The organism is Roseibium sp. (genome assembly GCF_965216085.1).
Lineage (GTDB): Bacteria > Pseudomonadota > Alphaproteobacteria > Rhizobiales > Stappiaceae > Roseibium.
Genome location: NZ_OZ244138.1, coordinates 3,658,561 through 3,684,044, shown reverse-complemented (window position 1 = coordinate 3,684,044; position 25,484 = coordinate 3,658,561). Strand labels below are relative to the sequence as shown.

Here is a 25,484-nt window from a genome sequence, read left to right as displayed (position 1 = left end):
CGGTGATTATCAGCGCTCCGGCTGTTCGGCCGTAACCTTCCAAGCGAGCGCTTTTGACGAAAACAGGATTGAACGCCCCATGACACTTGTCGACGTACGCACTCCCGACCCGAAGAAGTTTATCAAGGGCGCGACCGGCGACTGGGAAATCGTGATCGGTATGGAAGTCCATGCCCAGGTCACCTCCGAAGCCAAGCTCTTTTCCGGTGCCTCGACCGAATTCGGCCAGGATCCGAACAACAACGTTTCGCTGGTTGATGCGGCGATGCCCGGCATGCTGCCGGTGATCAACGAGGAATGCGTGCGCCAGGCAATCCGCACGGGCCTTGGCATGAAAGCCGAGATCAATCTGAAGTCTGTTTTTGACCGCAAGAACTATTTCTATCCGGATCTGCCGCAGGGCTACCAAATCTCCCAGTTCAAGCAGCCGATCGTGGGCGAGGGCAAGATCCTTCTGGATATGCCGGATGAGCAGGTCGAGATCGGCGTTGAGCGCCTGCACCTGGAACAAGATGCAGGTAAGTCCCTGCACGACCAGCACCCGTCCATGTCCTTTGTGGATCTGAACCGGTCCGGCGTTGCTTTGATGGAGATCGTCTCCAAGCCGGATTTGCGCTCTGCGGACGAAGCCAAGGCGTATCTCACCAAGCTGCGCACCATCCTGCGTTACCTCGGCACCTGTGACGGCAACATGGACCAGGGCTCCATGCGCGCTGACGTCAACGTGTCGGTGCGCCGCCCTGGCGGCGAATTCGGCACGCGCTGTGAAATCAAGAACGTCAACTCAATCCGCTTTGTCGGCCAGGCGATCGAATATGAAGCCCGCCGCCAGATGGCGATCCTGGAAGACGGCGGCGAGATCGATCAGGAAACCCGTCTGTTTGACAGCGTGAAGGGCGAGACCCGGTCCATGCGCTCCAAGGAAGAAGCGCATGACTACCGCTATTTCCCGGATCCGGACCTTCTGCCGTTGGAGTTCTCTCAGGAATTCGTTGACGAGCTGGCATCTGATCTACCGGAACTGCCGGATGACAAGAAGGCGCGGTTCGTCAAGGATTTTGGTTTGACCGCCTATGATGCCGATGTTCTGGTTGCCGAAAAAGCCTCTGCCGATTTCTTCGAGGAAGTTGCCAAGGGCCGGGACGCCAAACTGGCTGCTAACTGGCTGATCAACGAGCTCTTTGGCCGTCTGAACAAAGAAGGCAAGGATCTCGAGACCTCTCCGGTGTCTGCCAGCCAGCTTGGCGGCATCATCGACCTGATCAAGGCCGGTACGATTTCCGGCAAGATCGCCAAGGACGTCTTTGAAATCGTCTGGACCGAGGGCGGCGTCCCGGCTGAGATCGTTGAAGACCGCGGCATGAAGCAAGTGACTGACCTTGGCGCGATTGAGGCCATCGTCGATGAAATCATCGCCGCCAACCCGGACAAGGTTCAGCAGGCCAAGGACAAGCCGAACCTCGTTGGCTGGTTCGTCGGCCAGGTCATGAAAGCCTCCAAGGGCAAGGCCAACCCACAAGCCGTCAACGATCTTCTGAAATCGAAGATCGGCGTGGAATAAGCCAGGCCGCTGGCTAAGTTCGAATATACCGTTGAAATGAAGCCCGCCGTTTCCCACTAAATTGGGACGGCGGGTGTTTTTTTGCCTATCGAGCCTTTCTGACAAAAATGGCGGTTTTCATCGTGGATACTGAAAGAATTGAAGCAAGCTTTGTTTATGGTCCATCAGATGTCAGGGCCTATTTGCGAGCAAATGCGCTCTGGTTAAAAACGCTCAAAAGCGCAAGCAAATCGAACTCCAAACATCGACAGGGCTTCTCCTTTATATCCAGGATCGGGCTTGTCATTCGGGTGTCTGTGATGGCCGCGTTCCTGGCGGCGATTTTCATGCTTGGAAAAGATCTTGCTGAGAGTGCCCCGGGACTGCATCCCACGGATCTGCTGATGCTTAGCGGCTTCATTCTTTGGGCTGGCATCGTTATTGGGTTGCTGGCCTACAAATATTGGACGTTTGCGCAGGCAAAACGCATCTATCAGCGGTTTTTCGGGGAAGAGCAGACTGTTGTTCTGGACAAGAAAACTCTGGGGACCTGTCTGGATCTCGACGGAGTGAAACTTGAGACCCGCAGGGAATGGCCGAAGAGCGCGCCTGATCTGGTCCTTTGGAAGGAACATCTTTTGATCATCCATCCTTCCGGTCCGGTCATACTGCCGGCCCGGGCTGCCGACAAACCACTTCTAGAGGTGCAAGCGACTGTCGCCAGCTGGTTTGAATAGGCCCGATGTCCGATCTCCGTTCTGGGACAGCACCCACGATGGAGGCCAAGTTTACCCGGTAAAAATGCGATCTTGAGGCCTGAGTTTTCGACATGATTTCGGCCATGTATTCACAAACGGCAGTATGACCGGAACTGCAAAGTCTCTAGATATTGCCGCCACAGAAGAGCTTTTTCCATGCCGCAAGACACTGCAAGTCTTGATATTTCCCTTCCTGTCAAAGGGGCCTGCCACTGCGGCACGGTGTCTTATGAAATGACCTCTCCGCCAAAACACGCGGTGAAATGCAATTGCTCGATCTGCCGGTCGCTCGGAACCGTTTGGGGGCATGGTTCTACCAAAAGCATAAAGATCACCGCAAAGCCGGATGCGACGATACAATATGTCTGGGGGGACAAGCAGCTGGCGTTTCACTCCTGTAAAATATGCGGGGCGACCACCCATTGGGAAGGCATTGCCGGAGATGCGATTGGCCGGATGGCGGTGAATTTGTGTTTGGCGGATCCCAGCGTGATCGACGGCATTGGGCTTAGGCACTTTGATGGTGCAGAGACATGGAAGTTTCTGGACTGATGTTCCTCGACTGAGGTGTCTCCAGTGTCCGGTGCTCTGCGCGCACAGTTGCCAGTCCAACTGACCCCTGTTCGGGATGGTTGTATCTCCCAAGTTGCTGCTGTGTTAGCGTTCTGCCTGACTTTACGGCAAGTCGATGTCAGGGAGGGGCGCAATGACCAGCAGCGACAAGGAATTCACCGGTTCGATCCCCGAGTTCTACGATAACTACCTGGTCCCGCTGATATTCAGGTCGTATGCCGAAGATTTGGCTGCCAGGGTCGTGGATCTGAACCCGGCTTCGGTTCTGGAAATTGCAGCTGGAAGCGGTGTCGTGCCGAGGGCTTTGGCGCCCAGACTGGCAAACTCGGTCCAGTATGTCGCCACAGATTTGAATCAGCCGATGCTGGACCACGCCGAACGCAAACATCCGGCAGCGTATCCAATTGAGTGGCGGCAGGCCGATGCGCTCAAACTGCCGTTTGAAGACAATTCATTTGATGCCGCGATTTGCCAATTTGGTGTCATGTTTTTTCCAGATCACGGTGCGGGATACCGCGAGGCCTACCGGGTTCTAAAACCGGGTGGAACTTTCATATTCAGTGTGTGGGACCACCTCCGGGAGAATGAGTTTGCTGCGCTTGCCACAGAGGATCCGCCGCTGTTTCTCGCCCGGACACCACACGGTCATCACGATGCCGAAAAAATACAGGCCGAACTGCTGCAAAGTGGTTTCGATGATGTCTCAGTCGATATTCGTGCCGATGTCAGCAGGGCCCCGTCGCCCCGCCATCCGGCCATCGCTTATTGTCAGGGAACGCCATTGAGAAATGAAATAGAAACACGCAACGCAGAGCAATTGCAGGCGGTTACCGACCAAGCCGAGGGTCTGATCGCCGAAAAATGCGGGGCCGGGGAGGTGGAAGGCAAGATCCAGGCCCTCGTTTTCGCAGCTACAAAGGCGTGACCGTTACAGTGGGCGCCCGGTGCGGGTTCACTCCTCCAAGATTGCCACGGCCCTTGTAAACCCCGCCGATGCGCCTTTGATCTTCACCGGGAAACAGCTGACATGAAAGCCGGACGCGGGCAGGGCCTCCAGGTTGGAGAGTTTTTCGATGTGGCAATAGCCGATGTCCATGGAGGCCCGGTGGCCTTCCCAGATGATGGAGGGGTCTTTTGTTTCCATCCAGCGCTGGGCGGTATGCGAAAACGGCGCATCCCAGGACCAGGCATCGGTCCCGGTGAGCCGTACACCCAAATCGAGTAGATACATCGTTGCCTCGCGCCCCATGCCGCAGCCGGACGTTAGATAGTCAGGCTGACCGTACTTTTTGCCTGCAGACGTGTTGACCAGAACGATATCGAGTGGGGCCAGGTCATGACCGATCCGGTCGAGTTCGGCCTCGACCTCCGCTGCGCTGACAACATGGCCATCCGGCAAATGCCGGAAATCGAGTTTAACGCCGGGATTGAGGCACCAGTCCAGCGGCACTTCGTCAATCGTGATCGCCCGCTCGCCGCCGTTCATCGTGGAGTGGTGATGATAAGGCGCATCGAGATGTGTGCCGTTGTGGGTGGAGAGTTTCATCACCTCCACGGCCCAGCCTTCTCCGCCAGGAAGCTGATCTTTGGTGAGGCCCGGAAAGAAGCCGGTCATCTGCTCCACCGTTGCCTGGTGATCGAGATACTCGATCTCCGGCAGCATAATCGGCGGATCTGAGGGAATATCAGCTTCAATCGCAACGGAAATGTCGATCAGGGTGCGTTTGCCGTTCATGCCGAAGCTCCCGAATATGCGGATCCATAAAACCTATCCGCAAAAGTGGCAGGGTTCTGATGGTGGGGCAAGCTGGAATGGTTTTGGGAGACGGTTGGCACGGCTGGAACGGTCTTGCCGGTCAAAGGCCGCTAGTCTTTAGAAGGTTGTTAAATCGCCGGCAAGGCGACCGGGCCAAGACCGGCCGTTTCAAGTTTAGCGGCGGCAGCTTCCAGCCTGTCGCGGGCAAGTGCCGGGAGTTTGGCCGCTTCGGGCCGGACGCCATGCGTGCGAAAACCGTTGAGCCGGAGGCGGATAGGCTGAGGGAGCGAGCGCACAAAGTCAGCGAGGGCGTCCAGCTCAGCATCTGTGTCCGTCCGGCCGGGGATCATCAGATAGCGCAGCTCATAGAGCTTGCCCGCGTCTGCCAATTGCCGGGCGGAGGCGAGGCTCCGGGTGTTGGTGCGTTTTGTCAAAGACTTATGCAGTTGAACGTCAAAGGCCTTGATGTCGAGCATCACCCCATCGGTGACCGGCAGAAGCTCTTTCCAGCCGTCCGCGCCCAGGTGGCCATTGCTGTCGATGAAGCGCGTCAGATGTTTCAGGTCCGCTGTCGCGCCTATGGCGGAGAACAGCGCCTTGATGAAGGAGTGATGCAGCGTCGCTTCGCCGCCGGAAATCGTAATGCCGGACAGAAAGTCCGCGTTTTCCCGCAGCAACGCCAGGATGTCTTCGACGGTGTAGGTCTGAACCATCGGATTGGCACTGATCGGGCAGGCCCTCAGGCAGGCGTCGCAATTTGTGCAGGCGTTCGCATCAAAGCGGATCTTGCCATCCACCAATGAAAGCGCGGACGTGGGGCACGCGGGAATGCAATCGCCACAATCGTTGCACTGGCCGATGGTGTGCGGGTTGTGGCAGGTGATACAATTGTAATTGCAGCCCTGCAGAAACAGAACCAGCCTGTTGCCGGGCCCATCGACACAGGACCAGGTCAGGATCTTACTGACCGGCGCCTGCAAAGAGCTCATTGGCAACCACCCGGGGTTTGCGGTCGAGGATTGAGGTGACGTCGGCGGCTTCCGCGCCGAGCGCCGTGGTGTTGGTACGCGACCCAGCCTCGGCGTTGAATTTTTCAACATCCGACAGACGGATCATATAGCCGGTCACCCGTACCAGATCATTGCTGGCGACATTGGCGGTGAACTCGCGGAAGCCCAAAGCAAAGGCGCCCTTGCACAGATCACGGATGGCGGCCGGATTCGCCTTCACGGTTTCATCCAGCGTCAGGATTTCGCTGATCCCGGATGAATAGTACTCATGGTGTGCGGCGAGCGCGCGAATGTGGCTGACCGGATCAGGTTCCGTGCCATAGGGGATCCGGACGCCCGGTGTATAGCCTTCGTCGGTGGAAAGACCAGCCTGGGAGTGCAGCATGGCGCGGCCCTGCCAGATGTTTTTCATCGGCCGTGTATCCACCAAGTCTGCCAGTCTTGCGGAAATCTTGTGGCCGAGGGCATTGGCATCAGCATCGTGGCCATAACGCCCGGCCGCGCCCGCCTTGTCCTGCAGGGTGTTGACCGCCTCGGCCATGGCAAAGATGCCGAACATGGCGGCAAACCGGGTTTCATCCAGCCAGCCTTCGGTCACCAGAAAACTGTCCATGAAGCCGGACTGATTGAAGAGGTAATCGACGCGCGCTTCGGTCAACCGGAAATTCAGGTCGACATAGTACGGTAGCTGATTATTCAGGAAGTCGGCGGCATCGGTGGAACGTTCAGCCACTTTCGCCAGGTTAACCCGGGTGAGGGTGGAGGCACCGCCGCAGACGGGCAGGGCATTATAGCAGCTAACGATGCCGTAGCCCCGGTCGCCGAAGACGGCGTCATGCAGCGGATGATTGGCAATATGCGGCTTGGAGCATTCGGCGATATTGGCGGCGGCCATCTGGAGGATGTCGTCGCTGCTCACTTCAGGGTCATAAAAGAACGTCAGGTTCGGTGCGATCTGTTTCAGTTCCGCATCCACCCGCAGGATGGCACGGGCGACCCGGTTGTCGCTCGGCCCGATGTTGGCGTGCATGAAAGCATCCGGCAAAACCCGGTCCAAATAACGCCAGAACAGTTTGATTTGCTGATAGAGGCGTTCGTCCGAAACGCCATCGCAAAACGGCAGCAGCAGATCATCCAGCTGGCCGATATAGACCGGCATGCCGGTTACCGACGGCACATGGTGGTAAGCAATCATCAAGGTATGAATGGCCTCTTCCAGGGTCCGCGGCACAGGCAGTTCCAGCCAGTCGCTGCCTCTGGTCAACACCACGTTGTAATCCGGCAGGACATAGCGCGGCTTGTAGGGCGCATGGCCTTCATACATGTCGCAGATGACCCGGTCATCGAGCGCGGCCCGTGTGCCGCTGTCCAAATCCGGATAAGCCAGTGCGTTTTCTGCTTCTAGCGACAAATACCGGGCTTTTTGGGAGGCCGTTAAGGCCGGGTCGTTGACGATCCGGCGGACGGCGGGTTTTTCAACGGTCATCAGAACCATCCTTGATTTGGTGGCAAGCGGCTGCGCTTAAAGCGTTAATTGATAATACCAGCATCAAGTGCGGAAAAAATGGTGTATTGTGCAAGAAACCTGGACAATACTCGCACAATGCGTGTTTTTGACCGATCCGAAGTGTTCTTTCACGCCACCGATCCTTTGGCCTCTCTCTGGCCGTACACGGTTCCTGTGGGTGGGCAGACGATTGTCACCCATCAAGACGGCATGGTGCGGCAGAGTTATCATGAACATGTGTTCATCCTCACGTTGTCGGGCGCGGGACGGATAGAAGTCGGCGGGAAGGTTTTTAAGGCCGGTCCAGACAGCCTTGTGTGGTTGGATACCAGCCAGAAATATGGTCACGGCGCCGGTCACGGCGCTCCTTGGACGTACCTGTGGTTCGCTATGGCGGGCCACGGGTTGGATCGTCTGTATGAACAATTAGCCTTGCTGGACGATCCGGTGATTGAGGATTTGGGGAGCCTTTGCGGTTGTTTCGAGGCCGTCATCACGGCGCTGCGCGCGCAGGCACCGGATGCTGATGCGCGTTTGAATGCGCAGGTGGCTGCAGTGGTGGCGGCCTTGTACAGCAAACGGGCGGACACCTGGGCAGCCGTTGGAGACGATCCGATCAATGAAGTCATGCGCCAACTGCGCCGCAGCATCGACGGGCATTGGGAAATTGAAGCGATGGCAGGTATTGCCGGACTGAGTTCTTCGCAACTCTTCCGCCGGTTCAAGGCTGCAACCGGCACCACTCCGATTTCCTGGCTCCGGCAGGAACGCATGATGCTGGCTGAGCATTTGCTCACCGCGACAACCAGCCAGATCGCCGGTGTGGCGGCGCGGTGCGGCTACAGCGACCCCTATCATTTCAGCCGCGATTTCAAACGGCACAGCGGTGTCTCACCGCGGCGTTTCCGGCAGATCTCACGGAACGAGCCAACTGGAAGCAGTTAGTTTTCGTCAAATCCAAAACGGGATTTGGTGTTTAAAAACCCCACTGAAACTTTGTGCGGTTTGGCCGGGCAACGCTTGAGTTAAGCACCCGTAATGGCCGCCAATTTGCCCTTTTCAGGTTTGCCGGTGGGCGTGCGGGGCATCTCTTCCAAAAATGCGATGTGTTTGGGCACCATGAATTTGGCCATGCGGCAGGCGCAGTGGCTTTTTATCGTGTCTGCATCGATAGACCGGCCATTTTTGACCGTGACAAAGGCCTTGATGTCTTCTTCGCCAAACTCGCCCGGGACAGCTATGACGGCGCAGTCCTCGATGGCGTCGTGGCTCAAAATGCCTTCTTCAACCTCGTAGCCAGACACCATCTCCCCCTTCACCCGGATGCGTTCGCTTACCCGGTGCAGGAAATAAAGATGACCGTCTTCATCCATGCGGCAGATATCGCCGGTTTGAAACCAGAGGTTTCGGCGGCTTTCCAGCGTGCGCTCCGGCATGCCGAAATAACCGTCGGACATGACGCCGGGTTCTTTCGGCCGTACGACCATATGACCGGCCATGCCGGCGGGCAGTTCTTCACCATTATCATCATGAATCTCGACATCGAAATGCGGCAGAACGATCCCGCCGTAGTGATCCCACTGCGGAACGGCAACCCAACCGGCATCCGTAGAACCATAGCCACCACCAGGGATCATGTGCAAGTTGAAGCGGGCGTCGAAGTCCTCCTTCGGAACGGGGGCGGGCGTTCCCCAGCAACGAGTGACCTTGTGGGTGTTTTCTTCCTTACAGGGCGGGTGCGCCCATAAGAGCTGTTGCACAGAGCCGAGCATCATGAACCAGGTAACGCCATATTTTTTCACTTCAGGCCAGAAGTTTGACACGCTGAAACGTTCGCGCAGAACGACACGGCCGCCCGTCATCATGGTTGGCAGAATATCGTAGTAGGCGGCACCAATATGCGACAGCGGGTAGGGGGAGTAGATGCAGTCTTCGCTGGTGACCCGGAAGGGGCCGATCATGTTCTCGGCTGTGCGAATTGCGTAGCGGTGCGATAGCAAGCAGCCCTTGGAGACCCCAGTCGTGCCGGAGGTGAACAAGATGGTCGCTGTATCGGTGTCTTTAGCCGGAGAGACAATATGGTCGCTGCGATCCGACAAAAGGGTTTCAAAAGCAATCACATTAAGATCTGGGAACAATGCCTTTGCCTTTGCAGCCCCACTCAGAAGCACCAAAGTGTGCAGGTGCATAAGTTCGGACCGGATTTCGAACAGGGCGCCCAGATGAATTTCGGAGGTGAAGAGGACTGGTGTTTTGGTTTGATCAATCATCCGGGCCAGGGCCGCCCCGCGCATTGCGCGGTTGATCGAAACTTCCACCGTGTTGATCTTCTTCAGCGCATAGGTGAGCGCCAGATATTCAACGCAGTTTTCTAACACAATGGCCGCATGCGAAAGATTGGCCGGGAGTTTCTCCTTCATGCCGTGGGCGAGCCGGTTGGTCAGTGTTTCCACATCTGAATAGGAGTAAGTCTCACCGGTTTCCGCAATGGTGACAAAGGGCCGGTCTGCATACCGTTTTGCGCACTCGTGCAGCATGTCTCCCAAAGTCACCTTTTGCATCACCTTCTCCTCCAGCTAATGATGTCATGCTAGCGGTTTGATACTGTCGTTTCAGTCAGCGAAAAAGAGAGTGAGTTATCATCATAAAATAAGTTATAGCTAATGGTATGTGGAATCAGATCCCGTCCCTGCAAAGCCTGAAGCTGTTTGATGCGGTTGTCCGTCATCACTCCATGACCCGCGCGGCCAAGGAGATGGCGATCTCGCAATCAGCTGTCAGTCAGATGATCCGGCAGCTGGAAGATTTTGTCGGCGTATCGCTCTTGGACCGTTCGACCCGGCCGATGGGGTTGACGGAAGCTGGTCATGAGTTTCACCGCACCGTCATTGAAACCCTCGGGCGGCTGGCCTCAACAGTCGAAGATATGCGGAAAGCGGGCAACGGTCAGAACAATGTGGTCACCGTGTCTTGCAATCTTGGCTGCGCCACTTATTGGCTGATGCCGCGCCTGAACTACTTTAGCGCCGCTCATCCGGAGATTTCTGTTCATGTGATGGCCGCCTATCAGGGCGCGGCCGGATTGCATGACGGTTCGGATATTGCGCTTCGTTACGGTGACGGCAAATGGCCGGATGGGCCCTGGGAGCTTCTGCTCAAAGAAACGATTGTGCCCATATGTTCTCCTGATTATCTGGAGCGACACGGGCTGGCAAAAAATCTGGAAGACCTGTCGTCCCGCCGCCTTATCCATGTGGCGGTTCAGGACCCGGAATGGCTCGGCTGGGAAAGTTACTTCAAGGCATTGGGCCGCCGCAGATCAAGGGAAGCCTGTGATCTGCGCTTTGGCAATTATGTCCAGGCGGTTCAGTCTGCATTGACCGGCGACGGCATCATGCTTGGCTGGCGCTCCGTTGTTGCAGACCACATCGCGGCGGGGCAGCTGACACCGGCTTGTCAGATGCCGGTTCATCTGGACAGCGGCTATTATGTAAACGTCCACTATCCATTGGACGATGACGGCGGCAAAGCGCAGTTCTTGTCGTGGTTGAAGGCTGAAGCCAGCAAAACACCAGATTTTTGAAGCAAGTCAGTTCTGCCTATTCTGCAGAGATGTCCCGATTCCAGTTCATTATTCCAGAATCCGTGTTGAATACCGGGAGCGCATTGCCTGCCGGAGCGACCTGAATGTCAATCGCAGCGATGATACTGCCTTATCCGAAGTGCTGTTCCCTGCCGCTGATCTGGTCTTTGATGCTGGTAATAGGCAGGAGGGAGCGCCAGCGTGAATGACCCTGTGGGGGGCTTGTTTGTCCTGGCTGCCAGGCACTGGTACCACACCACTATCCGTAGTATTGCAAGTCTACTATTTCTCCGTTTTCAGAGAGACCCATGACCAAAAGAATTTGGCAGGCAATGGCTGTTTTGCTCATTGTGCTCTGTGCGTATCTTCTGTTCTGGCCGGTGCCGATAGATCCGGTCGCCTGGAACGCGCCAAAGAACCCTGGATATACCGGTTCTTATGCCCCCAATGAAGGCTTGGCCGGAATTGAACGGCTGAAACTCGGGGCACATAGCGGCCCTGAAGACGCAGCGCTCGGTCCGGATGGAGCTCTCTATATTGCGACCCATGAAGGTGGCATTCTCAAGTATGATCCGGCGTCCGGGAAGGTTTCGCTGTTTGCGGAAACCGATGGACGCCCGCTTGGTGTGGAGTTTGACCGCGCTGGAGAACTCTATGTTGCGGATGCTTTTCGCGGACTTTTGAAAATTTCCGGAGACGGAGAAGTCGTTACTCTGGCCGACAAGACAGCAAGCGGCTCGCCGATCCTCTATGCGGATGATCTGGATATTGCTGCGGACGGGACGGTCTATTTCACGGACGCCTCGACAAAATTCGGTGCAAGGGAAAATGGCGGGACGCTGCCGGCCTCGCTGCTGGATCTGATGGAGCACGGTCCCAATGGCCGGGTGTTGCGCTACACTCCTGCAACGGGTGAAACAACAACGTTTCTCGATGGTCTCAGCTTTGCAAATGGCCTGGCGGTAACTGAAAGCGGTACGCATTTTCTGGTCGTTGAGACCGGTACTTATTCCATTTTGAAGGTGCCCGTGGATGGCACTGTGGCGCCTGAAGTTATTGTCGAAAACCTTCCCGGATTTCCAGACAACATCAATAGGAACCCCGACGGGACATTCTGGGTGGGGATTGTCAGTCCGCGGTCGCCGGTCGCAGATGCGATTGCGGACAAGCCATTTTTGAAGAAAGTGGTCATGCGCCTTCCGGCCTTCCTGCGCCCGGCAGCACAACGTTATGGGTTTGTTATTAAGATAAATGAGGACGGGGACATTCTGGAGACCCTGCAGGACCCATCGGGCGGCTATGCTCTGACGACCGGATTGATTGAAGGTGCAGAGGGCACGCGGTATGTGACCAGCTTGACCGAGCCGGATTTGGGCATCCTGAAGCCTTAGATTGGACGGCCATCATCTGATAGGCGCGTCTCCAGCCCATATTTTTCAGACGTTGCATTGAACTTCCGGGCCACCGCTTCTCCCAAATCAATGCCCATCAGGTCTGCGAGTAGATCGAGCGCGATGATGCTGTCGGCCATTTCAGATGCAACATCTTCCAGTGTAGCAGTTGAGCCTTTGATGCCGCGCTGCCCGCGGAGATATTTTTTCAAGGCTTCCGCGACTTCACCGAATTCACCGGCAACTTCCAGTCCCCGAAAGGCAATGTCAGCCTGGTCATTTCCCGGCCATTCCTTTTGCCGGGTGATATTGGCCTGACGAAGGTCGGAAAATTTCATCGATTTGTTCCCTGCGACATGAAAGCCGCAGTCTTTTCGCACGGGTTAAAATCGAGTGCAAAGGCCTGTTTTGAAAAGCCACCTGCGACAACCGTCCGCAGCATTGCTCACATGCGTATTGGAGACGGTAAACAATTTCACTCTTAGGAAATGGCGGAGAGGAAGGGATTCGAACCCTCGAGACGGTTGCCCGCCTACTCCCTTAGCAGGGGAGCGCCTTCGACCACTCGGCCACCTCTCCGGTACCGTCCGTGTACGAACAAACGCTTCAGAGTTCAAGGGGATTTTTGCTCCCTTGTCTTTTTTCCACCGCTGCCCAAATCAGGAGCCAGAAGGTGTGCTGAAATTTACACATTCTGCGCAGGGCGTTTCTCAAGACCGGCGCAGAAAACCCTCAAAAGGACCCGGGCGGGCGAGAGGCTGTCACCGGTCTGCGCCAAAGCGGCCGGTCAAATCAACCGACCCAATCGGAAGCAATTGCGCTTGCCTTCGAAGGACATGACAGAATTCGCAGCTTGCCGGGTAGGTGTTTCCTTGGCCTAATGGCGCATGTTCTTTGGTCGACATCTTGGTGTGACGCGCCGCTTCCTGCCGTTTTTGCTGCTGTGCTTGTTCGCCCGTCCGGTTTGGGCTCAGGACCTGACGATCGTCACCGAAGAATTCCCACCCTACAACTATTTGGAAAATGGCGAGATTAAGGGGCTTTCCAGTGACGTTGTGAAGGCGGTTCTTGGCCAAGCCGGCCTCAACGCCCGCTTTCAGTTTTTGCCTTGGGCGCGGGCCTATCTGACAGCCCAGAACCGCAAGAACACGCTGATCTTCTCGATTGGGCGGATCCCAGAACGTGAAGAGTTGTTTGAATGGATCGGCGTCATCGCCCCCTATAACACGTCGCTTTATAAGCTTGCCAACCGGACAGATATCACAGTCAAGGAGCTGGATGATGCCAAAGGCTACACCATAGGTGTGTCGGTGGAAGATTTGATATATCAATACCTTAAGAGTAAGAAATTTACCAATCTTGAAGTGGTTGGTCAGGATGTTTTGAACATCCGCAAGCTTGCGCTCGGCCGGTTGGATCTGATCGCCTTCGACGAAGCATCCTTTCAACACCGATTGGTTCTGGAAGAAATGGATCCGGCGCAATTTGAGCAAGTCTACCGCTTGGAAGACATCAGTGGCAGCCTTTATATGGCGCTCAACAAAGACAGCGATCCAGAGCTGATCAAGGCCCTCAAACAGGGGCTTGAAACGATCAAGGAAACCGGCATTTATGGGCAAATTCTCACCTCCTACCGGCTTCTTTATTGAGACATCTCTGTTGCGCGGAGCCTGTTCGCAGCAGCCCTAGCAGGGCACACATAAACATCGAACGACGAAGCAGACACTCAGCCTTTTGTGCCGCTTGGCAAGCGATAGGTGTTGGTTATGACCCATTGTTGCCGCAGTTTCCTGATTTCTAACACCTGCAATCAAAGCGTGAGGATAGCCTTATCGAGGCAGCGCAGCCCCAAGTCTTCGAGCGGCTAATCGCCGACCATTTTCCGGCTGTTTGTGCCGTTTGGCTGCATGCCGCGTTGTTTATTATCCTTGCAAGCCTGCCACCCGCCGTGATCCACCTAAACGGCACTTCGGCTCCGGTCGAGGTGGAAATTGTTCAAGAGCCGGATCGTCCGGTATTGTCTGAACCGATGATTAATCGCAGACAGGGCCAATCTTTAGATGGAAAAGCCTCAGGTGTGCCGACTTTACGGCCGGCACCGGGAGGTGAGGGGATACGTCTTGACGATGTCGAGCTTCAGCAAATAACGCGCCTGCCTCAAGACCAGTCTTTTGATCAAAGCCGCTCAGCGCCAGACTGGCGTGCGCCACACTACTGGGTGGTGGCGGGAACCTTGCGGGCCGCAGAGGTCTTAAAAGACCCACGTTCAGCACAAGCACGCCGGGTGCTGACGATGGTCACCAGCCAGGACCGGCGGGAGCAAATCTGTGCGCTGGAGGCGATGGAGCAGGTGCGGGCAGACGCTGCCGGTTTTCAGCCGGACAGATTGATGCCCTATGCGCTGAAAAACACTGTTCAAAACGCCCAGTTGATCTTTGCGCCAGCGGCTGCGCTGCGCAGCCGGAGAAACTGGTATGAAATCACCTACCGCTGCCGGCTGAATGCGGCAGGGACCGTGGTTGAAGAGTTTGAATATGCGCTGGGTCCGCCAATCCCTCAAAAACTCTGGGATGATCTTGGCCTGGCAGCTGTTTATTGAGTAAATTTGAAGATGGTGACGCGGCGGCTCATACGCACCGCGTCATGTGATGTTAACGCGTTCAGGTGCCATACGGCTGGCAGCCCTCACCACGCTCAATGCATCGACAGCCATTCACGCGCAGAGCGCTGTGCTTCGGCGATTTCACTGGTGCTCATTTCACCGGAGATTTCCTTGCGGTAACGCACGGCTTCCTGATTGCCTTTCAGCGCGGCAATGTTGAACCACTTATGGGCGGTTACAAGATCGGTGGCGCCGTGACGGCCACAGGCGCTGTCCAGGCCCATCTGGAACAGAATGTCGGCGGTTACTGGCTTTTCGCCCATGATGGCCATGTCGGCCGAATGCATTTCAAAACGAGCCATTACGCTCTCCCCTGTTTGTCTCAAAGACTTTCCTAGAAACGCAAGCTTATCTGAAGCTTTCCCCGTCGTTTCTTGAGGGTTACTTCATCAGGAGCAGTTGAAGAGCCAGTTAAGAATTAGATTTAATGAAATCCGAACAAAAATTTAAGTAAGTCTGAAATTTACCGGATGGAAACCCTATGGTTGCGAATTCCTGTTTGATTTCAATAGCATTCTCTGAAAATTCGACAGAGCGGATTAATCTTGGATTCACCAAGCCGACGCTTTGCACTTTTTTGCTGTTGTTGGCGATGCCGGCAAATGGAGGGTCAGCCTGTTCTGGAGCGCTTACTGATGGCGATTGCTTCGTGGCAGGGCAAATGCGGTCATTTGGAGGCTTTGGACAGGGGGAGCTCTAGATCAGCGGCTGTTCAGGTGGAACCGCTTGAACAGCCACAAGCTGATCGATTTTGAAGTGGTAGAGCATCTTGTCTGCGTTCACCTGAACGCAGGATGCTCTAGACGGATCAGGATGGGGAATCGTAGTACCGCTTGGCCAGCTCATCGATGGTACCGTCATCGACAAGGGATTTTATTACGGAATTGAGTTCATCGAGCCGTTTCGCCCAGGGTGATTGCCTTGAGACACCCAGAAAAAGGTCGACCGAATTTCCAGGGCGGTAATCTGTCTTGATGATCTTGTCACTAAGGCCGCTGGCCTTGATGAAATAATCCACTTGGCAATCTGTTCCGATCATCACATCCAATCGGCCACGCTTCGTCATATCAATCAGGATCTGTTCTTTCGACACGCCGAGTTTTTGAAGGTCTTGATCCGTGTCGAACCTTTCGAAATAGGCGGAATGCAGGACGAATCCGACCACATAGTCCTGCAAGTCTTCATATCCATTGATAATCGCAGGCCGGGATGCTGGCGTATAAAAAGCCGTTTCACAGGAATAATATGGTGTATCGGTATACGCGATATAGACTGCCCGTTCTTTCCGGTAGGCGAGACCGGTCATGATGTCGACGGCGCCACTTTCCATGGAAGCAAGGGCTCGTCCCCAGGGCATTCTGATCACTTCTATTTGTGTCTGAATGCGTTGGCCGATTTCGCTGATTAAATCGAGGTCTAAACCGACGAAACCTGTGTCCGTTGAAATACGGAACGGTGGCCATTCGTCGGTGGCCGCCCGGATGTTGTCAGCACGCGGCGATCCGGTGCCGCCGAGGACAGCGACTGTGGCGAGGATAACAACACGGATCAATACGCTTCTTAACACCGCACATCCTTGGCCCGGTGACAGACACTTTCGGCATTACAATGGCCAAGATGCCGATTTTCAATATTGCCAAAACTGGCAGTCGTAATTCCTGGCACTAACTGGTGCGGTGTTATGCAAAACGGATTGCTTGAATTTCCATTGATGGTGATTGGGATTGGCGCGCGATTAGCGCGGAAACTCTCATTATTTTTAGAAAAAAAAACGCCGGTGTTCCGTAACGTGACGGCTAGGCAGAGGCATTTGAGTGATGTACCTTCCGCTTTCGTAAACGGAAGCTTTTCCGCTTCGGGAGGAGAAACATGATGAAACTATTTGCTGTTGCCGGGTTTGTAGCCGCCGGGCTGCTGGCGGCCACTGCCACTCCGTCTCTGGCTGCTGATGCCAAAGGCGATTGGGCACGCCCGAATGGCGCCTCGAAAATCCGGATCAGCTCTTGCGGCAGCGCCCTTTGCGGTAAACTGATTTGGTTGCGCGAGCCGCGCAAGGATACCGAAAATCCAGATGCTTCCAAACGAAGCCGGCCGCTGCTGGGTGTGCGGATCGTCCAGTCGATGAAGCCAACCGGCAAGGACGGTCAATGGAAAGGCAAGGTCTACAATGCTGAAGACGGCAAAACCTACACCGGCTTCATCAAATTGAACGGCAACAACAAGCTGAAACTGGAAGGCTGTGTCATGGGCGGTCTGATCTGCAAAGGCGAAACCTGGACCCGGTTGAAATAAGCTTCAAAAACTGCTCCGCCAGACCGGTTGGTTTGGTTCCGGCCCGCTTGCTCTGTCTGCTGAAAGAATGTGTGGCGCATTTTCAGGCAGAGCGGCGGGTTCTTTTTTTGGGCGCCTGATCTAAACAAACATCTTTTTGTAGCCAAGGTGGCTCTGGTCATAGCCGAGCCGCTTATAAAAATGATGAGAGCCTTCGCGCTCCTTGTTGGACGTCAGCTGTACCATGCAGGCATTGGCGTCTTTCGCCAGTTGTTCAGCATGCTCCATCATCAGGCGGCCAATTCCGGTGCCGCGCTGATCGGCGCGCACATGCACACTTTCCAGCTCCACCCGGGGGCGGCCGCGAAACGCAAGGCCTTTCAGAAAATGGATCTGGTACGTGCCGATAACGTCCCCAGCGGCATCAAGCGCGACATAGATATCCATCTCCGGCGCGGCCAGCATGGCCTCAAACGTTGGCAGGTATTCTTGCCAATCGGCGAATTCCTTGTCCTTGCGGACACTGGTCGCCCCTGCATTGATGATCGCGATGATGGCGGGCAGATGTTCGGCAGAGGCTTTTTCAATTCTGGACATATTTGTACACGAGCATTTTGAAATTATTCAGCTTTTATAGCGGAGCTTAATAAGGTCGGTCCAACAAGACTTTGTGACAGTGCCGCTGATTGGTTTGTTGAGAACCTAGCGCTTTTCTCTGTTTGCCAATTGGTGCTACAAACGCCGCACAGAAAACTCACGCGTCCTTCCTTAGGCCGCGTTTATCAAGGCTTATCTTGGGAGTTTGGGGAGGAGCCTGTCTGATTTGCCAGGGAGTTACCCGACACTTTGCAGCAATAGCGGAACGCGTTTTCCTTGCAACATCATATGGTCCCGCATGAGCTGCGCTGCTTCCGCGCCTTTGCCAGTGGATATGGCCTTTAGGATTGCCGCATGCTCTTCAGCCGATTGCCGCAACCGGCCATGCATCTTGTAAGGGATGGAGCGGTAAGGATTGATCCGGGTTTCGATTTGAGCCAGTTGCTCAATTAGCCACTCATTGCCGGTCGCCATATGGATCGCCCGGTGAAACTGAAGGTTGGCGGCTGAATAGGCCGTAGCATCATCGTTGTTAGCGGCGGTCGCGCAAGCCTCAAGACCCTGCTGGATACTGGCAAGCCCTTCATCGGTTAAGCGTTCGGAAGCCAGGCGGCTGGCCAAGGCTTCCAGCTCGGCTGCGACCTCAAAAAGGTCGATCAGTTCCTTGGCCGACAACATCCGGACAAAGGCTCCTTTTCGGGGCCGTGTTTCGAGCAGTCCGCTTTCCACCAGGGAGCGCACGGCTTCGCGCACCGGTGTGCGTGAGACCTCGAAGCGGTCGGCGAGGGCCGCTTCTTCCAACTGGTCACCGGGTTTCAAAGTCCCGGCATGCATTTCCTGTTTGAGCGTTTCGATGAGCTGGTCTGCGACACGTTTCATGATCAAGCCTCTGATGTCCTCCTGCCGTTAGCATTCTTCACCTGCCATGTCGATGCAGAAATTTTTCATTTGCATTCTTATAAAAATTATATGTATACATATAGATATTATATCAACGCATATGGAAGGATATCATGCGCATATTAAAGACAGCTCTTTGCGCCGCGGCCTGCGCGGCGGCCCTCACAACAGCTGTACAAAGTGCGGAACTTCGCTTGTCGCATCAGTGGTCGACGAAGGACGTCCGCCACGCTGTGGCGGAAATTGTTGCGAAAGAAGTTGCAGCTTCGGAGGTTGACCTTGAGATCAAGATCTTTCCGTCAAAATCGCTTTTCAAACCGCGCGAGCAATACCGTCCGCTCAGCCGAGGCATTCTCGACATGACGGTGTTTCCGCTGAGTTATGCCGGTGGCCAGCGGCCGGAATTCAATCTCACTTTGATGCCCGGCCTGGTTAAAAACCATGACCATGCGGCCCGCCTTGCAAACTCGCCCTTCATGGATGCGCTCGAAGCTAAGATGGCCGAAGATGACGTGATGGTGCTGGTACACGGGTATCTTGCCGGTGGTTTTGTCGGAAAAGACAAGTGCATCGTAAAACCAGGTGATGCCGAAGGTCAGCAGATGCGGGCCGCTGGCAAATCCTTTGAACAGATGCTGGTCGGTGCAGGCGCATCGATCACGTCCATGGCGTCTTCGGAAATCTACAGCGCCATGCAGACGGGGGTTTTGGACGGCGCAAATACCTCGTCGTCGTCCTTTGTTTCTTACCGGATCTTCGAACAGGTCGCCTGCTACACGCCAGCTTCAGAGGTGGCGCTCTGGTTTCTCTATCAGCCGCTCTTGATGAACAAATCGACTTTCGAAGCGCTGACATCTGACCAGCAGACAGCGCTCATAGCCGCAGCGAAAAAAGCGGAAGCCTATTATCTGCAAGAAGCCAAAAAACAGGACGCAGCCTCGGTTGAAGTCTTCAAAGAGGCCGGTGTGGAAATTGCCGAAATGTCTCAAGAGGATTTTGCTGCCTGGCAGGCCCTGGCTCAGAAGACCTCCTACAAGGCCTTCACCGAAAGTGTTGCTGACGGCCAGAGGCTGCTCGACCTGGCGCTCTCCGTCGACTGACCATACCCGGGTGTGGCCGTAAGGCTGTACCCGTTTTTCCCCTTAATCAGGTAAAAAATCATGGAAACCATTCTGTCCGCCAGGCCGGTTGCCGCCCGCGGATTTCAGCGGGTCGTTGGCTGGATCTCGGAAGTGTCTGGCTGGTGCGCCGCTGCAATGATCGTCAGCGCTGTGCTGCTCACGTGTCAAATGATCTTCGTCCGCTTTGTTCTCAATGCATCTACTGTGTGGCAGACCGAAATCGTCATCTATCTGATGGTCGGGGCGACCCTGATTGGCCTTGCCTTTGTGCAGAAACACAAAGGCCATGTGAATGTCGATCTGTTGCCGTTGTGGCTGAACCCGGCTGCCGCGCGGGTCTTGGCGATCCTCACACAGACGGCGGCAGTCGCAGTCATCGCGGTTTGTCTTTTTTACGGGTTTGAGTTCTGGCATTTCGCACAAGCGCGGGGCTGGACGTCTGACACGGTCACAGCGGTGCCGTTGTGGATCCCGTATCTGACGCTTCCGGTGGGTCTCAGCTTGATGCTGCTCCAATTGATCGCCGATCTTCTGGACACGCTCCAGGGCTACTCAGAACGGGAGGCAAGCTGATGGATCCGCTTCTTCTTGGCTCGGTTGTCGGCACTGTTACGATCTTTGTTCTGTTTTCCGGGATATCCGTCGCGATCGGGCTGTTGCTGGTGTCGGCCAGTTTCCTTCTCGCATTTGACGGATTGCGGTCTTTGGAACTGATCCCGGAGGTGCTCTTTGGAAAACTCGACAGTTTTGCGCTGCTCTCCATTCCGATGTTCATCATCATGGGCGCATCCATTGCCTCGACCCGTGCCGGCGCTGATCTTTATGAAGCGCTGGAACGGTGGCTCACCCGGATACCTGGCGGCCTGGTGATCTCCAATCTTGGGGCGTGTGCGCTCTTTGCCGCCATGTCCGGATCCAGTCCGGCCACCTGCGCGGCCATCGGCAAGATGGGCATTCCGGAAATGCGCAAACGCGGTTATCCGGAGGAAATTGCAACCGGATCGATTGCAGCTGGTGGAACACTCGGGATCCTGATTCCGCCATCGATCACAATGATCGTCTATGGCATTGCAACGGAAACCTCGATTGGCCGCCTTTTCCTGGCCGGTGTTGTCCCGGGGTTTTTGTTGGTTGGCTTGTTCATGGCCTGGTCAATCTATGCGACCTGGACGTCTGGCGGCAGAACCGGCACTTCGCGGTTGACCTACACCTGGCGGGAACGGTTCGAAATCATGCCGCGCGTCCTGCCCTTTGTCGCAATCATTCTGGGTGTGCTTTACGCCATGTATGGCGGAGTTGCGACACCGTCCGAAACCGCAGCTGTGGGCGCGCTCCTATGTCTGGTCATGGCAATGATCATCTACAAGCTGACCCGGCCATCGGCCATCTGGGCCGTCCTGCGCGACAGCACCAAGGAAAGCGTGATGATCCTGTTCATAATCGCCGCTGCCGGTGTCTTTTCCTACATGCTGTCCAGTCTCTTCATTACCCAATCAATCGCCGCCTGGATCAGCGATCTGGAGGTGAACCGTTGGGTGCTGATGGGCGCGATCAACCTCTTTTTGATCGTCTCCGGGTTCTTTCTGCCGCCGGTTGCCGTGATTTTGATGACGGCCCCGATCCTGTTGCCAGTGATCACGGGCGCAGGCTTTGATCCGATCTGGTTTGCCGTGGTGCTGACGATCAATATGGAGATCGGCCTGATTTCACCGCCAGTCGGGCTCAACCTTTATGTGATCAATGGCATCGCACCGGATATTTCCCTGCGCACGATCCTGCTCGGCTCGCTGCCCTTTGTCGCCTGCATGCTGCTGGCCATCGGCCTTCTGTGCCTGTTCCCCGGCCTTGCCACCTGGTTGCCCAACTTCGTTATGGGGCCGGCGCTCTAGGCGCTGCCCTGAAAGGAGAATTCATATGTCCAATACCCTGAACTACCGCCGTGTCGGCCTGATCGTACCGAGCTCCAACGTGACGATGGAAACGGAAATTCCGGCCCTTCTCAAAGCCCGGGAAAGCATCCTGCCGGATCGCTTTACCTTTCATTCCTCCCGCATGCGCATGAAGTCTGTGGTCAAGGAAGAACTGGAAGCTATGGATGCCGACAGCCTGCGCTGTGCGACCGAACTTTCAGACGCCGCCGTTGAGGTGCAGGCCTACGCCTGCCTGGTGGCGATCATGTCCGTGGGGCTTGGCTATCACCGGGCATCTTCTGAAAAACTGCAAAAGGCAACGGCTGAAAACGGATGCCCAACGCCGGTATTGAACTCGGCCGGTGCTCTGGTGGACAGCTTGAAGGACATGGGCGCCAAGAAGGTGTCTATCATTTGTCCTTATATGCGGCCACTGACGAGGCTCGTGGTCGACTATATCGAAAATGAAGGCATTGAAGTTCAGGACTTCCTGGCCCTTGAAATCCCGGACAATTTGAAAGTCGCGGCTCAAGATCCATCGGCACCGGCTGAACTTTGGCGCAAGCTCGATACGCGGGGAGTAGATGCAATTGTTGCATCGGCCTGTGTCCAGATGCCGTCACTACCTGCCATTGAGATGATTGAACGCGCATCCGGGCTGCCGACGGTGTCTGCGGCTGTGGCGACCACCCGCAAAATCCTGCAAAGCCTGAACCTGACGGCAGTCGCTCCTGGTGGCGGGGCGTTTTTGTCAGGCGGCCAACCGGCCCAACTGCCAAAGGTCGCTTGATTGCGCTGCGTTGGGGTAATGCCAAATAAGAAGTCGCGGAATTGAGGGACTTCAGAACCACTACCGCGGCTCGGTATTGGACCGAGCAAATTCCGCGCGCAGATCCCGCTTCAGGATCTTGCCGATGGCGTTGCGTGGCAGATGCTGGCGGAACTCGACCGCGGACAATCTCTGCGTTTTACCGAGCTGGGCATTGGTGACTGCAAGGAGCGTATCTGCACCGATTTCCGCGCCTTTGCGCAGGACCACCAGGCCAAGCGGCGTTTCGCCCCATTTGTCGCTCGGGATGCCAATCACCGCAGCTTCCGCCACATCCGGGTGGGTCAGTAGGGCTTGTTCCAGATCGGCGGCATAGATGTTGAAACCGCCGGAAATGATCATGTCCTTGACCCGGTCGAGCAGGACGAGAAATCCGTCCTCATCGAGCCGGCCCATGTCACCGGTACGCATGAAGTAGGCGCCGTCCGGGCATTGCCACAAGGCTTCCCGGGTCTTTTCGGGAGCATCCCGGTATCCGGTCATAATGGTGTTCGACCGGCCAACGATTTCGCCGATCTGGCCGCCCGAAGCTTCCCGGCCATCCTTACCAATGATCCGCAATTCCGTGCCTTCCGATGGACTGCCGACCGTGTGTAATTTGTCCGGATGCGCCCCGCAGTCGAGAACGGTGGCCAGTCCGCCTTCGGTCATACCGTAAAGGTTGATCAGCTTGCCGGGCCAGCGCTCCAAGAGGCCACGAACGAGCGGGATGGGCAGGGGGGCACTGGTCGACAGTTTGACCTTGAAGGACAAGAGATCAAATCGGTCGAAGTCAGGATCGGCTAGAAGGCGCTGATATTGCACCGGCACGAGCATGATGTGCGAGGCGCGGTGGTGTTCGGCAAGCTCCAGAAAATGCCGTTCGTTGAATTTACGCATCAAGATGACAGTGCCGCCATAGGCCAGCACCGGCAGCAGGCCCGCGAGCGTCGTGTTGGAATAAAGCGGTGTTGAGACGATCGAAACGGCGTTGTCGCCGAATCCCATTTTCAGCATCCGGCTCATCTGCCGGTCGCGGAAGCGGGCATCATGCTGAATGCCTTTGGGCGTGCCGGTGGTCCCGGAACTGTAAATGATGTCGAACAAATCGGTTGGCGTGATTTCGACCGGCTGGATTGGCTGAAATTCTTGCGCTTTGGGCCGGAGGCCTTCCAGCCGGTGAACTTGGGCCGAGCCGAGCTTATGAGCGACATCCAGATTTGCGTCATCGGCGAACAGCAGCTTCGGCGCGCAGTTGCGGACCATCTCGGTAAGCGCGGACGGATGCGCTGTCACCGGCAGTGGCACCATGCAGGCACCGGCCGCCAAGACGCCAAGATATAGGACAACATGGTCTGCGCTGTTTCCGGCAAGACTGGCGACCCGATCGCCGGATCGAAGGCCTTCCGCCATCAAATAGGCGGCGGTCCTGTCCATGAGATTGCAAAGGCATGTACAGTCGATGGTCTCAGCGCCATCAATCAGGGCAGTTTTGTTGTGTTGGAGTTTGGCTGCGGCCCGGACACGGGCGGGCATATCCAGAAACTGCTCACCGGGTACTGGGACCGGCTCGATCTTCGGCATGTCCGCGGCAATGGTGTCCTGTGACGTGTCTTGATAAGCCAATGCAGTCCTCCCCGTAGTTTAATATTAATTCGCATGCGAATTATAAGTATGCAAGAGGAATTTATTGGCAGCTGCCAGGGGATGACGCTGTTTCCGGAACCCGAGGTAAATTGGCCCCAGTGCGCAGTCCCGGCCCTGAACCGCGATCTGAATAGAAAAGGCCCCGGCGCGAGGCCGGGGAGGCGCCTGATTTGCCGCAGGTTAATGCCCAAATGGCGCCCGCTTGTGCCGTCCCGGCCCTGAGCCGGGACCCGAACGGTAAAGACCCCGGCGCAAGGCCGGGGAAGCTGTAAAGGTGGTTAGGGCAACCAGTGGATCAAACAATCCTATTTACGCAGGATCTGAACAAATCCGCTGTTTGGCGTCCCGGTATTCCTGTTCGATCCGGTCGACGACCTGGCCGGCTGGAACGATGGATTTCAGCGCACCGATGCCTTGGCCCGAGCCCCAGATTTCCTTCCAGGCCTTGGCTTTCGAGGAGCCGGAGCCGAAGTTCATCGAAGACGCATCGGCCGTTGCCAGATTGGCCGGATCAAGGCCGGCGCGCTCGATGGATGGCGCCAGATAGTTGCCCGAAACGCCGGTGAAGAGGGACGAGGTGACAATGTCTTCTGCGCCGCTGTCGACCAGCATCTGTTTGTATTCCGGCTGCGCATTGGCTTCATCGGTCGCGATAAAAGCGGAGCCGATATAGCCGAGATCTGCGCCCAGTGTCCGGGCCGCCAGCAGGGATTCGCCGGTGGAGATGGCACCGGACAACAGGAGAGGGCCGTCGAACCACTCGCGGATTTCCCGGATGAGGGCAAACGGCGATTGCGGGCCGGCATGGCCTCCGGCGCCCGCAGCAACGGCGATCAGCCCGTCGGCGCCTTTTTGTATCGCTTTCTTGGCAAAGGTGTTGTTGATGATGTCGTGCAAGGTGATGCCGCCGCAGGAATGTGCAGCTTCATTGACTTCCACTCGCGCACCGAGCGAGGTGATCCAGATCGGCACTTTCCAGCGGGCGCAGATTTCAAGGTCCCGTTCAAGGCGGGCGTTCGACCGGTGGACGATTTGATTGACGGCAAAAGGGGCTGCCGGAGTGTCCGGATTGGCCTGATTGTGCCGGTCAAGTTCCTCGGTGATTTGCTTAAGCCAGGCTTCCAGCATGATCGGCTCGCCGTCTTTTTCACGGGCGTTGAGTGCCGGAAAACTGCCGATAATCCCGGCTTTACACTGGGCGATCACCAGCTCCGGCCCGGAGACGATGAAAAGCGGTGCGGCAACGGCCGGAAGCCGCAAGCCCTGCAGGGCCTTGGGGAGTGCTCTGGATTTCAACATTCTTGGGGTCACCTCCTGACCGGCGGGTAGAGGCCGGTTCTTTCAATTATGGCACATCGGCGCCGTGCGGCGCGAATGGCAGTGTGCCTATTTGTAAGCTTCCTTTTTCGTAAGCGTCAACTTTCCAGATGTCGGAATTGAATTCCGTAAA

General features: G+C 56.0%; 25 protein-coding genes and 1 tRNA gene. 14 read left to right on the top strand and 12 right to left on the bottom strand.

What is annotated here, in order from left to right:
- Positions 1–79 precede the first annotated feature (79 nt).
- The 4 genes from gatB to ACOOFE_RS17270 all read left to right on the top strand — a co-directional run bounded on the left by gatB (position 80) and on the right by ACOOFE_RS17270 (position 3,796).
- Positions 80–1,561, top strand: a complete 1,482-nt coding sequence (gatB, locus tag ACOOFE_RS17285) for an Asp-tRNA(Asn)/Glu-tRNA(Gln) amidotransferase subunit GatB (protein WP_420411194.1) — start codon at positions 80–82, stop codon at positions 1,559–1,561.
- 122 nt (positions 1,562–1,683) lie between these two features.
- Complete coding sequence (locus ACOOFE_RS17280) at positions 1,684–2,277, top strand: hypothetical protein (RefSeq protein WP_420411193.1); 594 nt, start codon at positions 1,684–1,686, stop codon at positions 2,275–2,277.
- Between the two features lie 177 nt (positions 2,278–2,454).
- On the top strand, positions 2,455–2,850 hold the full coding sequence (locus ACOOFE_RS17275; RefSeq protein ID WP_420411192.1) for a GFA family protein: 396 nt from the start codon (positions 2,455–2,457) through the stop codon (positions 2,848–2,850).
- Between the two features lie 154 nt (positions 2,851–3,004).
- Positions 3,005–3,796, top strand: coding sequence for a class I SAM-dependent methyltransferase (locus ACOOFE_RS17270; protein ID WP_420411191.1), 792 nt, complete (start codon positions 3,005–3,007; stop codon positions 3,794–3,796).
- A 27-nt stretch (positions 3,797–3,823) separates the two neighbouring features.
- On the opposite strand, the gene ACOOFE_RS17265 is transcribed toward ACOOFE_RS17270, so the two are convergent.
- The 3 genes from ACOOFE_RS17265 to ACOOFE_RS17255 all read right to left on the bottom strand — a co-directional run bounded on the left by ACOOFE_RS17265 (position 3,824) and on the right by ACOOFE_RS17255 (position 7,123).
- Positions 3,824–4,606 carry a cyclase family protein gene (locus tag ACOOFE_RS17265; RefSeq protein ID WP_420411190.1) on the bottom strand — a complete coding sequence of 261 codons (783 nt, stop codon included), beginning with the start codon at positions 4,604–4,606 and terminating at the stop codon, positions 3,824–3,826.
- 149 nt (positions 4,607–4,755) lie between these two features.
- On the bottom strand, positions 4,756–5,616 hold the full coding sequence (locus tag ACOOFE_RS17260) for a YjjW family glycine radical enzyme activase (RefSeq protein WP_420411189.1): 861 nt from the start codon (positions 5,614–5,616) through the stop codon (positions 4,756–4,758).
- Positions 5,588–7,123: a YjjI family glycine radical enzyme gene (locus tag ACOOFE_RS17255; RefSeq protein WP_420411188.1), complete on the bottom strand. Its 1,536-nt coding sequence runs from the start codon at positions 7,121–7,123 to the stop codon at positions 5,588–5,590. The genes ACOOFE_RS17260 and ACOOFE_RS17255 overlap by 29 nt, the downstream gene beginning before the upstream one ends.
- Before the next feature lie 117 nt (positions 7,124–7,240).
- Between ACOOFE_RS17255 and ACOOFE_RS17250 the strand changes: the two genes are divergently transcribed.
- Positions 7,241–8,089 carry a helix-turn-helix domain-containing protein gene (locus ACOOFE_RS17250; RefSeq protein ID WP_420411187.1) on the top strand — a complete coding sequence of 283 codons (849 nt, stop codon included), beginning with the start codon at positions 7,241–7,243 and terminating at the stop codon, positions 8,087–8,089.
- Positions 8,090–8,169: 80 nt separating this feature from the next.
- Here ACOOFE_RS17250 and ACOOFE_RS17245 read toward each other — a convergent pair whose 3' ends face one another.
- Entirely contained in the window at positions 8,170–9,705 is a 1,536-nt protein-coding gene (locus ACOOFE_RS17245; protein ID WP_420411186.1) for an AMP-binding protein, read from the bottom strand.
- A gap of 107 nt (positions 9,706–9,812) precedes the next feature.
- On the opposite strand from ACOOFE_RS17245, the gene ACOOFE_RS17240 reads away from it, so the two are divergent.
- Both ACOOFE_RS17240 and ACOOFE_RS17235 read left to right on the top strand, forming a co-directional pair.
- Positions 9,813–10,727, top strand: a complete 915-nt coding sequence (locus tag ACOOFE_RS17240; protein ID WP_420411185.1) for a LysR substrate-binding domain-containing protein — start codon at positions 9,813–9,815, stop codon at positions 10,725–10,727.
- Between the two features lie 308 nt (positions 10,728–11,035).
- Entirely contained in the window at positions 11,036–12,118 is a 1,083-nt protein-coding gene (locus tag ACOOFE_RS17235) for an SMP-30/gluconolactonase/LRE family protein (protein ID WP_420411184.1), read from the top strand.
- On the opposite strand, the gene ACOOFE_RS17230 is transcribed toward ACOOFE_RS17235, so the two are convergent.
- Complete coding sequence (locus ACOOFE_RS17230) at positions 12,115–12,456, bottom strand: MazG-like family protein (protein ID WP_420411183.1); 342 nt, start codon at positions 12,454–12,456, stop codon at positions 12,115–12,117. The genes ACOOFE_RS17235 and ACOOFE_RS17230 overlap by 4 nt on opposite strands.
- Positions 12,457–12,607: 151 nt before the next feature.
- Positions 12,608–12,697 (bottom strand) — tRNA-Ser (locus ACOOFE_RS17225).
- A 308-nt stretch (positions 12,698–13,005) separates the two neighbouring features.
- On the opposite strand from ACOOFE_RS17225, the gene ACOOFE_RS17220 reads away from it, so the two are divergent.
- Complete coding sequence (locus tag ACOOFE_RS17220) at positions 13,006–13,767, top strand: substrate-binding periplasmic protein (RefSeq protein WP_420411182.1); 762 nt, start codon at positions 13,006–13,008, stop codon at positions 13,765–13,767.
- Between the two features lie 266 nt (positions 13,768–14,033).
- Positions 14,034–14,717: a DUF930 domain-containing protein gene (locus ACOOFE_RS17215; RefSeq protein WP_420411181.1), complete on the top strand. Its 684-nt coding sequence runs from the start codon at positions 14,034–14,036 to the stop codon at positions 14,715–14,717.
- 95 nt (positions 14,718–14,812) lie between these two features.
- Here the strand turns inward: ACOOFE_RS17215 and ACOOFE_RS17210 are convergent, their stop codons facing one another.
- Together ACOOFE_RS17210 and ACOOFE_RS17205 are read right to left on the bottom strand one after the other, a co-directional pair.
- Positions 14,813–15,052: a hypothetical protein gene (locus ACOOFE_RS17210; RefSeq protein WP_141188875.1), complete on the bottom strand. Its 240-nt coding sequence runs from the start codon at positions 15,050–15,052 to the stop codon at positions 14,813–14,815.
- A 536-nt stretch (positions 15,053–15,588) separates the two neighbouring features.
- Entirely contained in the window at positions 15,589–16,347 is a 759-nt protein-coding gene (locus ACOOFE_RS17205) for a substrate-binding periplasmic protein (protein WP_420411180.1), read from the bottom strand.
- Between the two features lie 302 nt (positions 16,348–16,649).
- Between ACOOFE_RS17205 and ACOOFE_RS17200 the strand changes: the two genes are divergently transcribed.
- Positions 16,650–17,072, top strand: coding sequence for a DUF2147 domain-containing protein (locus ACOOFE_RS17200; protein WP_420411179.1), 423 nt, complete (start codon positions 16,650–16,652; stop codon positions 17,070–17,072).
- 120 nt (positions 17,073–17,192) lie between these two features.
- On the opposite strand, the gene ACOOFE_RS17195 is transcribed toward ACOOFE_RS17200, so the two are convergent.
- Complete coding sequence (locus tag ACOOFE_RS17195) at positions 17,193–17,648, bottom strand: GNAT family N-acetyltransferase (protein WP_420411178.1); 456 nt, start codon at positions 17,646–17,648, stop codon at positions 17,193–17,195.
- Positions 17,649–17,885: 237 nt separating this feature from the next.
- On the bottom strand, positions 17,886–18,527 hold the full coding sequence (locus ACOOFE_RS17190; protein ID WP_420411177.1) for a GntR family transcriptional regulator: 642 nt from the start codon (positions 18,525–18,527) through the stop codon (positions 17,886–17,888).
- A gap of 134 nt (positions 18,528–18,661) precedes the next feature.
- Between ACOOFE_RS17190 and dctP the strand changes: the two genes are divergently transcribed.
- Genes dctP through ACOOFE_RS17170 form a run of 4 tightly spaced genes read left to right on the top strand, consistent with a single transcriptional unit; the run spans position 18,662 to position 22,369 of the window.
- The gene (dctP, locus tag ACOOFE_RS17185) at positions 18,662–19,648 is read left to right on the top strand and encodes a TRAP transporter substrate-binding protein DctP (RefSeq protein ID WP_420411176.1); all 987 of its coding nucleotides are present in this window, start codon (positions 18,662–18,664) and stop codon (positions 19,646–19,648) included.
- A 60-nt stretch (positions 19,649–19,708) separates the two neighbouring features.
- Positions 19,709–20,242 carry a TRAP transporter small permease gene (locus ACOOFE_RS17180; protein ID WP_420411175.1) on the top strand — a complete coding sequence of 178 codons (534 nt, stop codon included), beginning with the start codon at positions 19,709–19,711 and terminating at the stop codon, positions 20,240–20,242.
- A complete protein-coding gene (locus ACOOFE_RS17175) occupies positions 20,242–21,558 on the top strand; it encodes a TRAP transporter large permease (RefSeq protein ID WP_420411174.1) in 1,317 nt (438 codons plus the stop codon). The genes ACOOFE_RS17180 and ACOOFE_RS17175 overlap by 1 nt, the downstream gene beginning before the upstream one ends.
- 25 nt (positions 21,559–21,583) lie before the next feature.
- Entirely contained in the window at positions 21,584–22,369 is a 786-nt protein-coding gene (locus ACOOFE_RS17170) for a maleate cis-trans isomerase family protein (protein WP_420411173.1), read from the top strand.
- Positions 22,370–22,429: 60 nt separating this feature from the next.
- Here the strand turns inward: ACOOFE_RS17170 and ACOOFE_RS17165 are convergent, their stop codons facing one another.
- Together ACOOFE_RS17165 and ACOOFE_RS17160 are read right to left on the bottom strand one after the other, a co-directional pair.
- Positions 22,430–24,013 (bottom strand): class I adenylate-forming enzyme family protein, encoded by a 1,584-nt coding sequence (locus ACOOFE_RS17165; protein WP_420411172.1) that lies wholly within the window; start codon positions 24,011–24,013, stop codon positions 22,430–22,432.
- A 330-nt stretch (positions 24,014–24,343) separates the two neighbouring features.
- Entirely contained in the window at positions 24,344–25,333 is a 990-nt protein-coding gene (locus ACOOFE_RS17160; RefSeq protein WP_420411171.1) for an NAD(P)H-dependent flavin oxidoreductase, read from the bottom strand.
- Positions 25,334–25,484 lie beyond the last annotated feature (151 nt).

Bases quoted from the DNA above. Each gene is read 5' to 3' on its own strand.
- ACOOFE_RS17180 (WP_420411175.1), top strand. From the start codon at position 19,709: ATGGAAACCATTCTGTCCGCCAGGCCGGTTGCCGCCCGCGGATTTCAG.
- ACOOFE_RS17230 (WP_420411183.1), bottom strand. From the start codon at position 12,456: ATGAAATTTTCCGACCTTCGTCAGGCCAATATCACCCGGCAAAAGGAA.
- ACOOFE_RS17175 (WP_420411174.1), top strand. From the start codon at position 20,242: ATGGATCCGCTTCTTCTTGGCTCGGTTGTCGGCACTGTTACGATCTTT.
- ACOOFE_RS17235 (WP_420411184.1), top strand. From the start codon at position 11,036: ATGACCAAAAGAATTTGGCAGGCAATGGCTGTTTTGCTCATTGTGCTC.
- ACOOFE_RS17275 (WP_420411192.1), top strand. From the start codon at position 2,455: ATGCCGCAAGACACTGCAAGTCTTGATATTTCCCTTCCTGTCAAAGGG.
- ACOOFE_RS17220 (WP_420411182.1), top strand. From the start codon at position 13,006: ATGTTCTTTGGTCGACATCTTGGTGTGACGCGCCGCTTCCTGCCGTTT.
- ACOOFE_RS17210 (WP_141188875.1), bottom strand. From the start codon at position 15,052: ATGGCCATCATGGGCGAAAAGCCAGTAACCGCCGACATTCTGTTCCAG.
- dctP (WP_420411176.1), top strand. From the start codon at position 18,662: ATGCGCATATTAAAGACAGCTCTTTGCGCCGCGGCCTGCGCGGCGGCC.
- ACOOFE_RS17240 (WP_420411185.1), top strand. From the start codon at position 9,813: ATGTGGAATCAGATCCCGTCCCTGCAAAGCCTGAAGCTGTTTGATGCG.
- ACOOFE_RS17200 (WP_420411179.1), top strand. From the start codon at position 16,650: ATGATGAAACTATTTGCTGTTGCCGGGTTTGTAGCCGCCGGGCTGCTG.
- ACOOFE_RS17265 (WP_420411190.1), bottom strand. From the start codon at position 4,606: ATGAACGGCAAACGCACCCTGATCGACATTTCCGTTGCGATTGAAGCT.
- ACOOFE_RS17260 (WP_420411189.1), bottom strand. From the start codon at position 5,616: ATGAGCTCTTTGCAGGCGCCGGTCAGTAAGATCCTGACCTGGTCCTGT.
- ACOOFE_RS17170 (WP_420411173.1), top strand. From the start codon at position 21,584: ATGTCCAATACCCTGAACTACCGCCGTGTCGGCCTGATCGTACCGAGC.
- ACOOFE_RS17270 (WP_420411191.1), top strand. From the start codon at position 3,005: ATGACCAGCAGCGACAAGGAATTCACCGGTTCGATCCCCGAGTTCTAC.
- ACOOFE_RS17160 (WP_420411171.1), bottom strand. From the start codon at position 25,333: ATGTTGAAATCCAGAGCACTCCCCAAGGCCCTGCAGGGCTTGCGGCTT.
- ACOOFE_RS17195 (WP_420411178.1), bottom strand. From the start codon at position 17,648: ATGTCCAGAATTGAAAAAGCCTCTGCCGAACATCTGCCCGCCATCATC.
- ACOOFE_RS17255 (WP_420411188.1), bottom strand. From the start codon at position 7,123: ATGACCGTTGAAAAACCCGCCGTCCGCCGGATCGTCAACGACCCGGCC.
- ACOOFE_RS17245 (WP_420411186.1), bottom strand. From the start codon at position 9,705: ATGCAAAAGGTGACTTTGGGAGACATGCTGCACGAGTGCGCAAAACGG.
- gatB (WP_420411194.1), top strand. From the start codon at position 80: ATGACACTTGTCGACGTACGCACTCCCGACCCGAAGAAGTTTATCAAG.
- ACOOFE_RS17250 (WP_420411187.1), top strand. From the start codon at position 7,241: ATGCGTGTTTTTGACCGATCCGAAGTGTTCTTTCACGCCACCGATCCT.
- ACOOFE_RS17190 (WP_420411177.1), bottom strand. From the start codon at position 18,527: ATGAAACGTGTCGCAGACCAGCTCATCGAAACGCTCAAACAGGAAATG.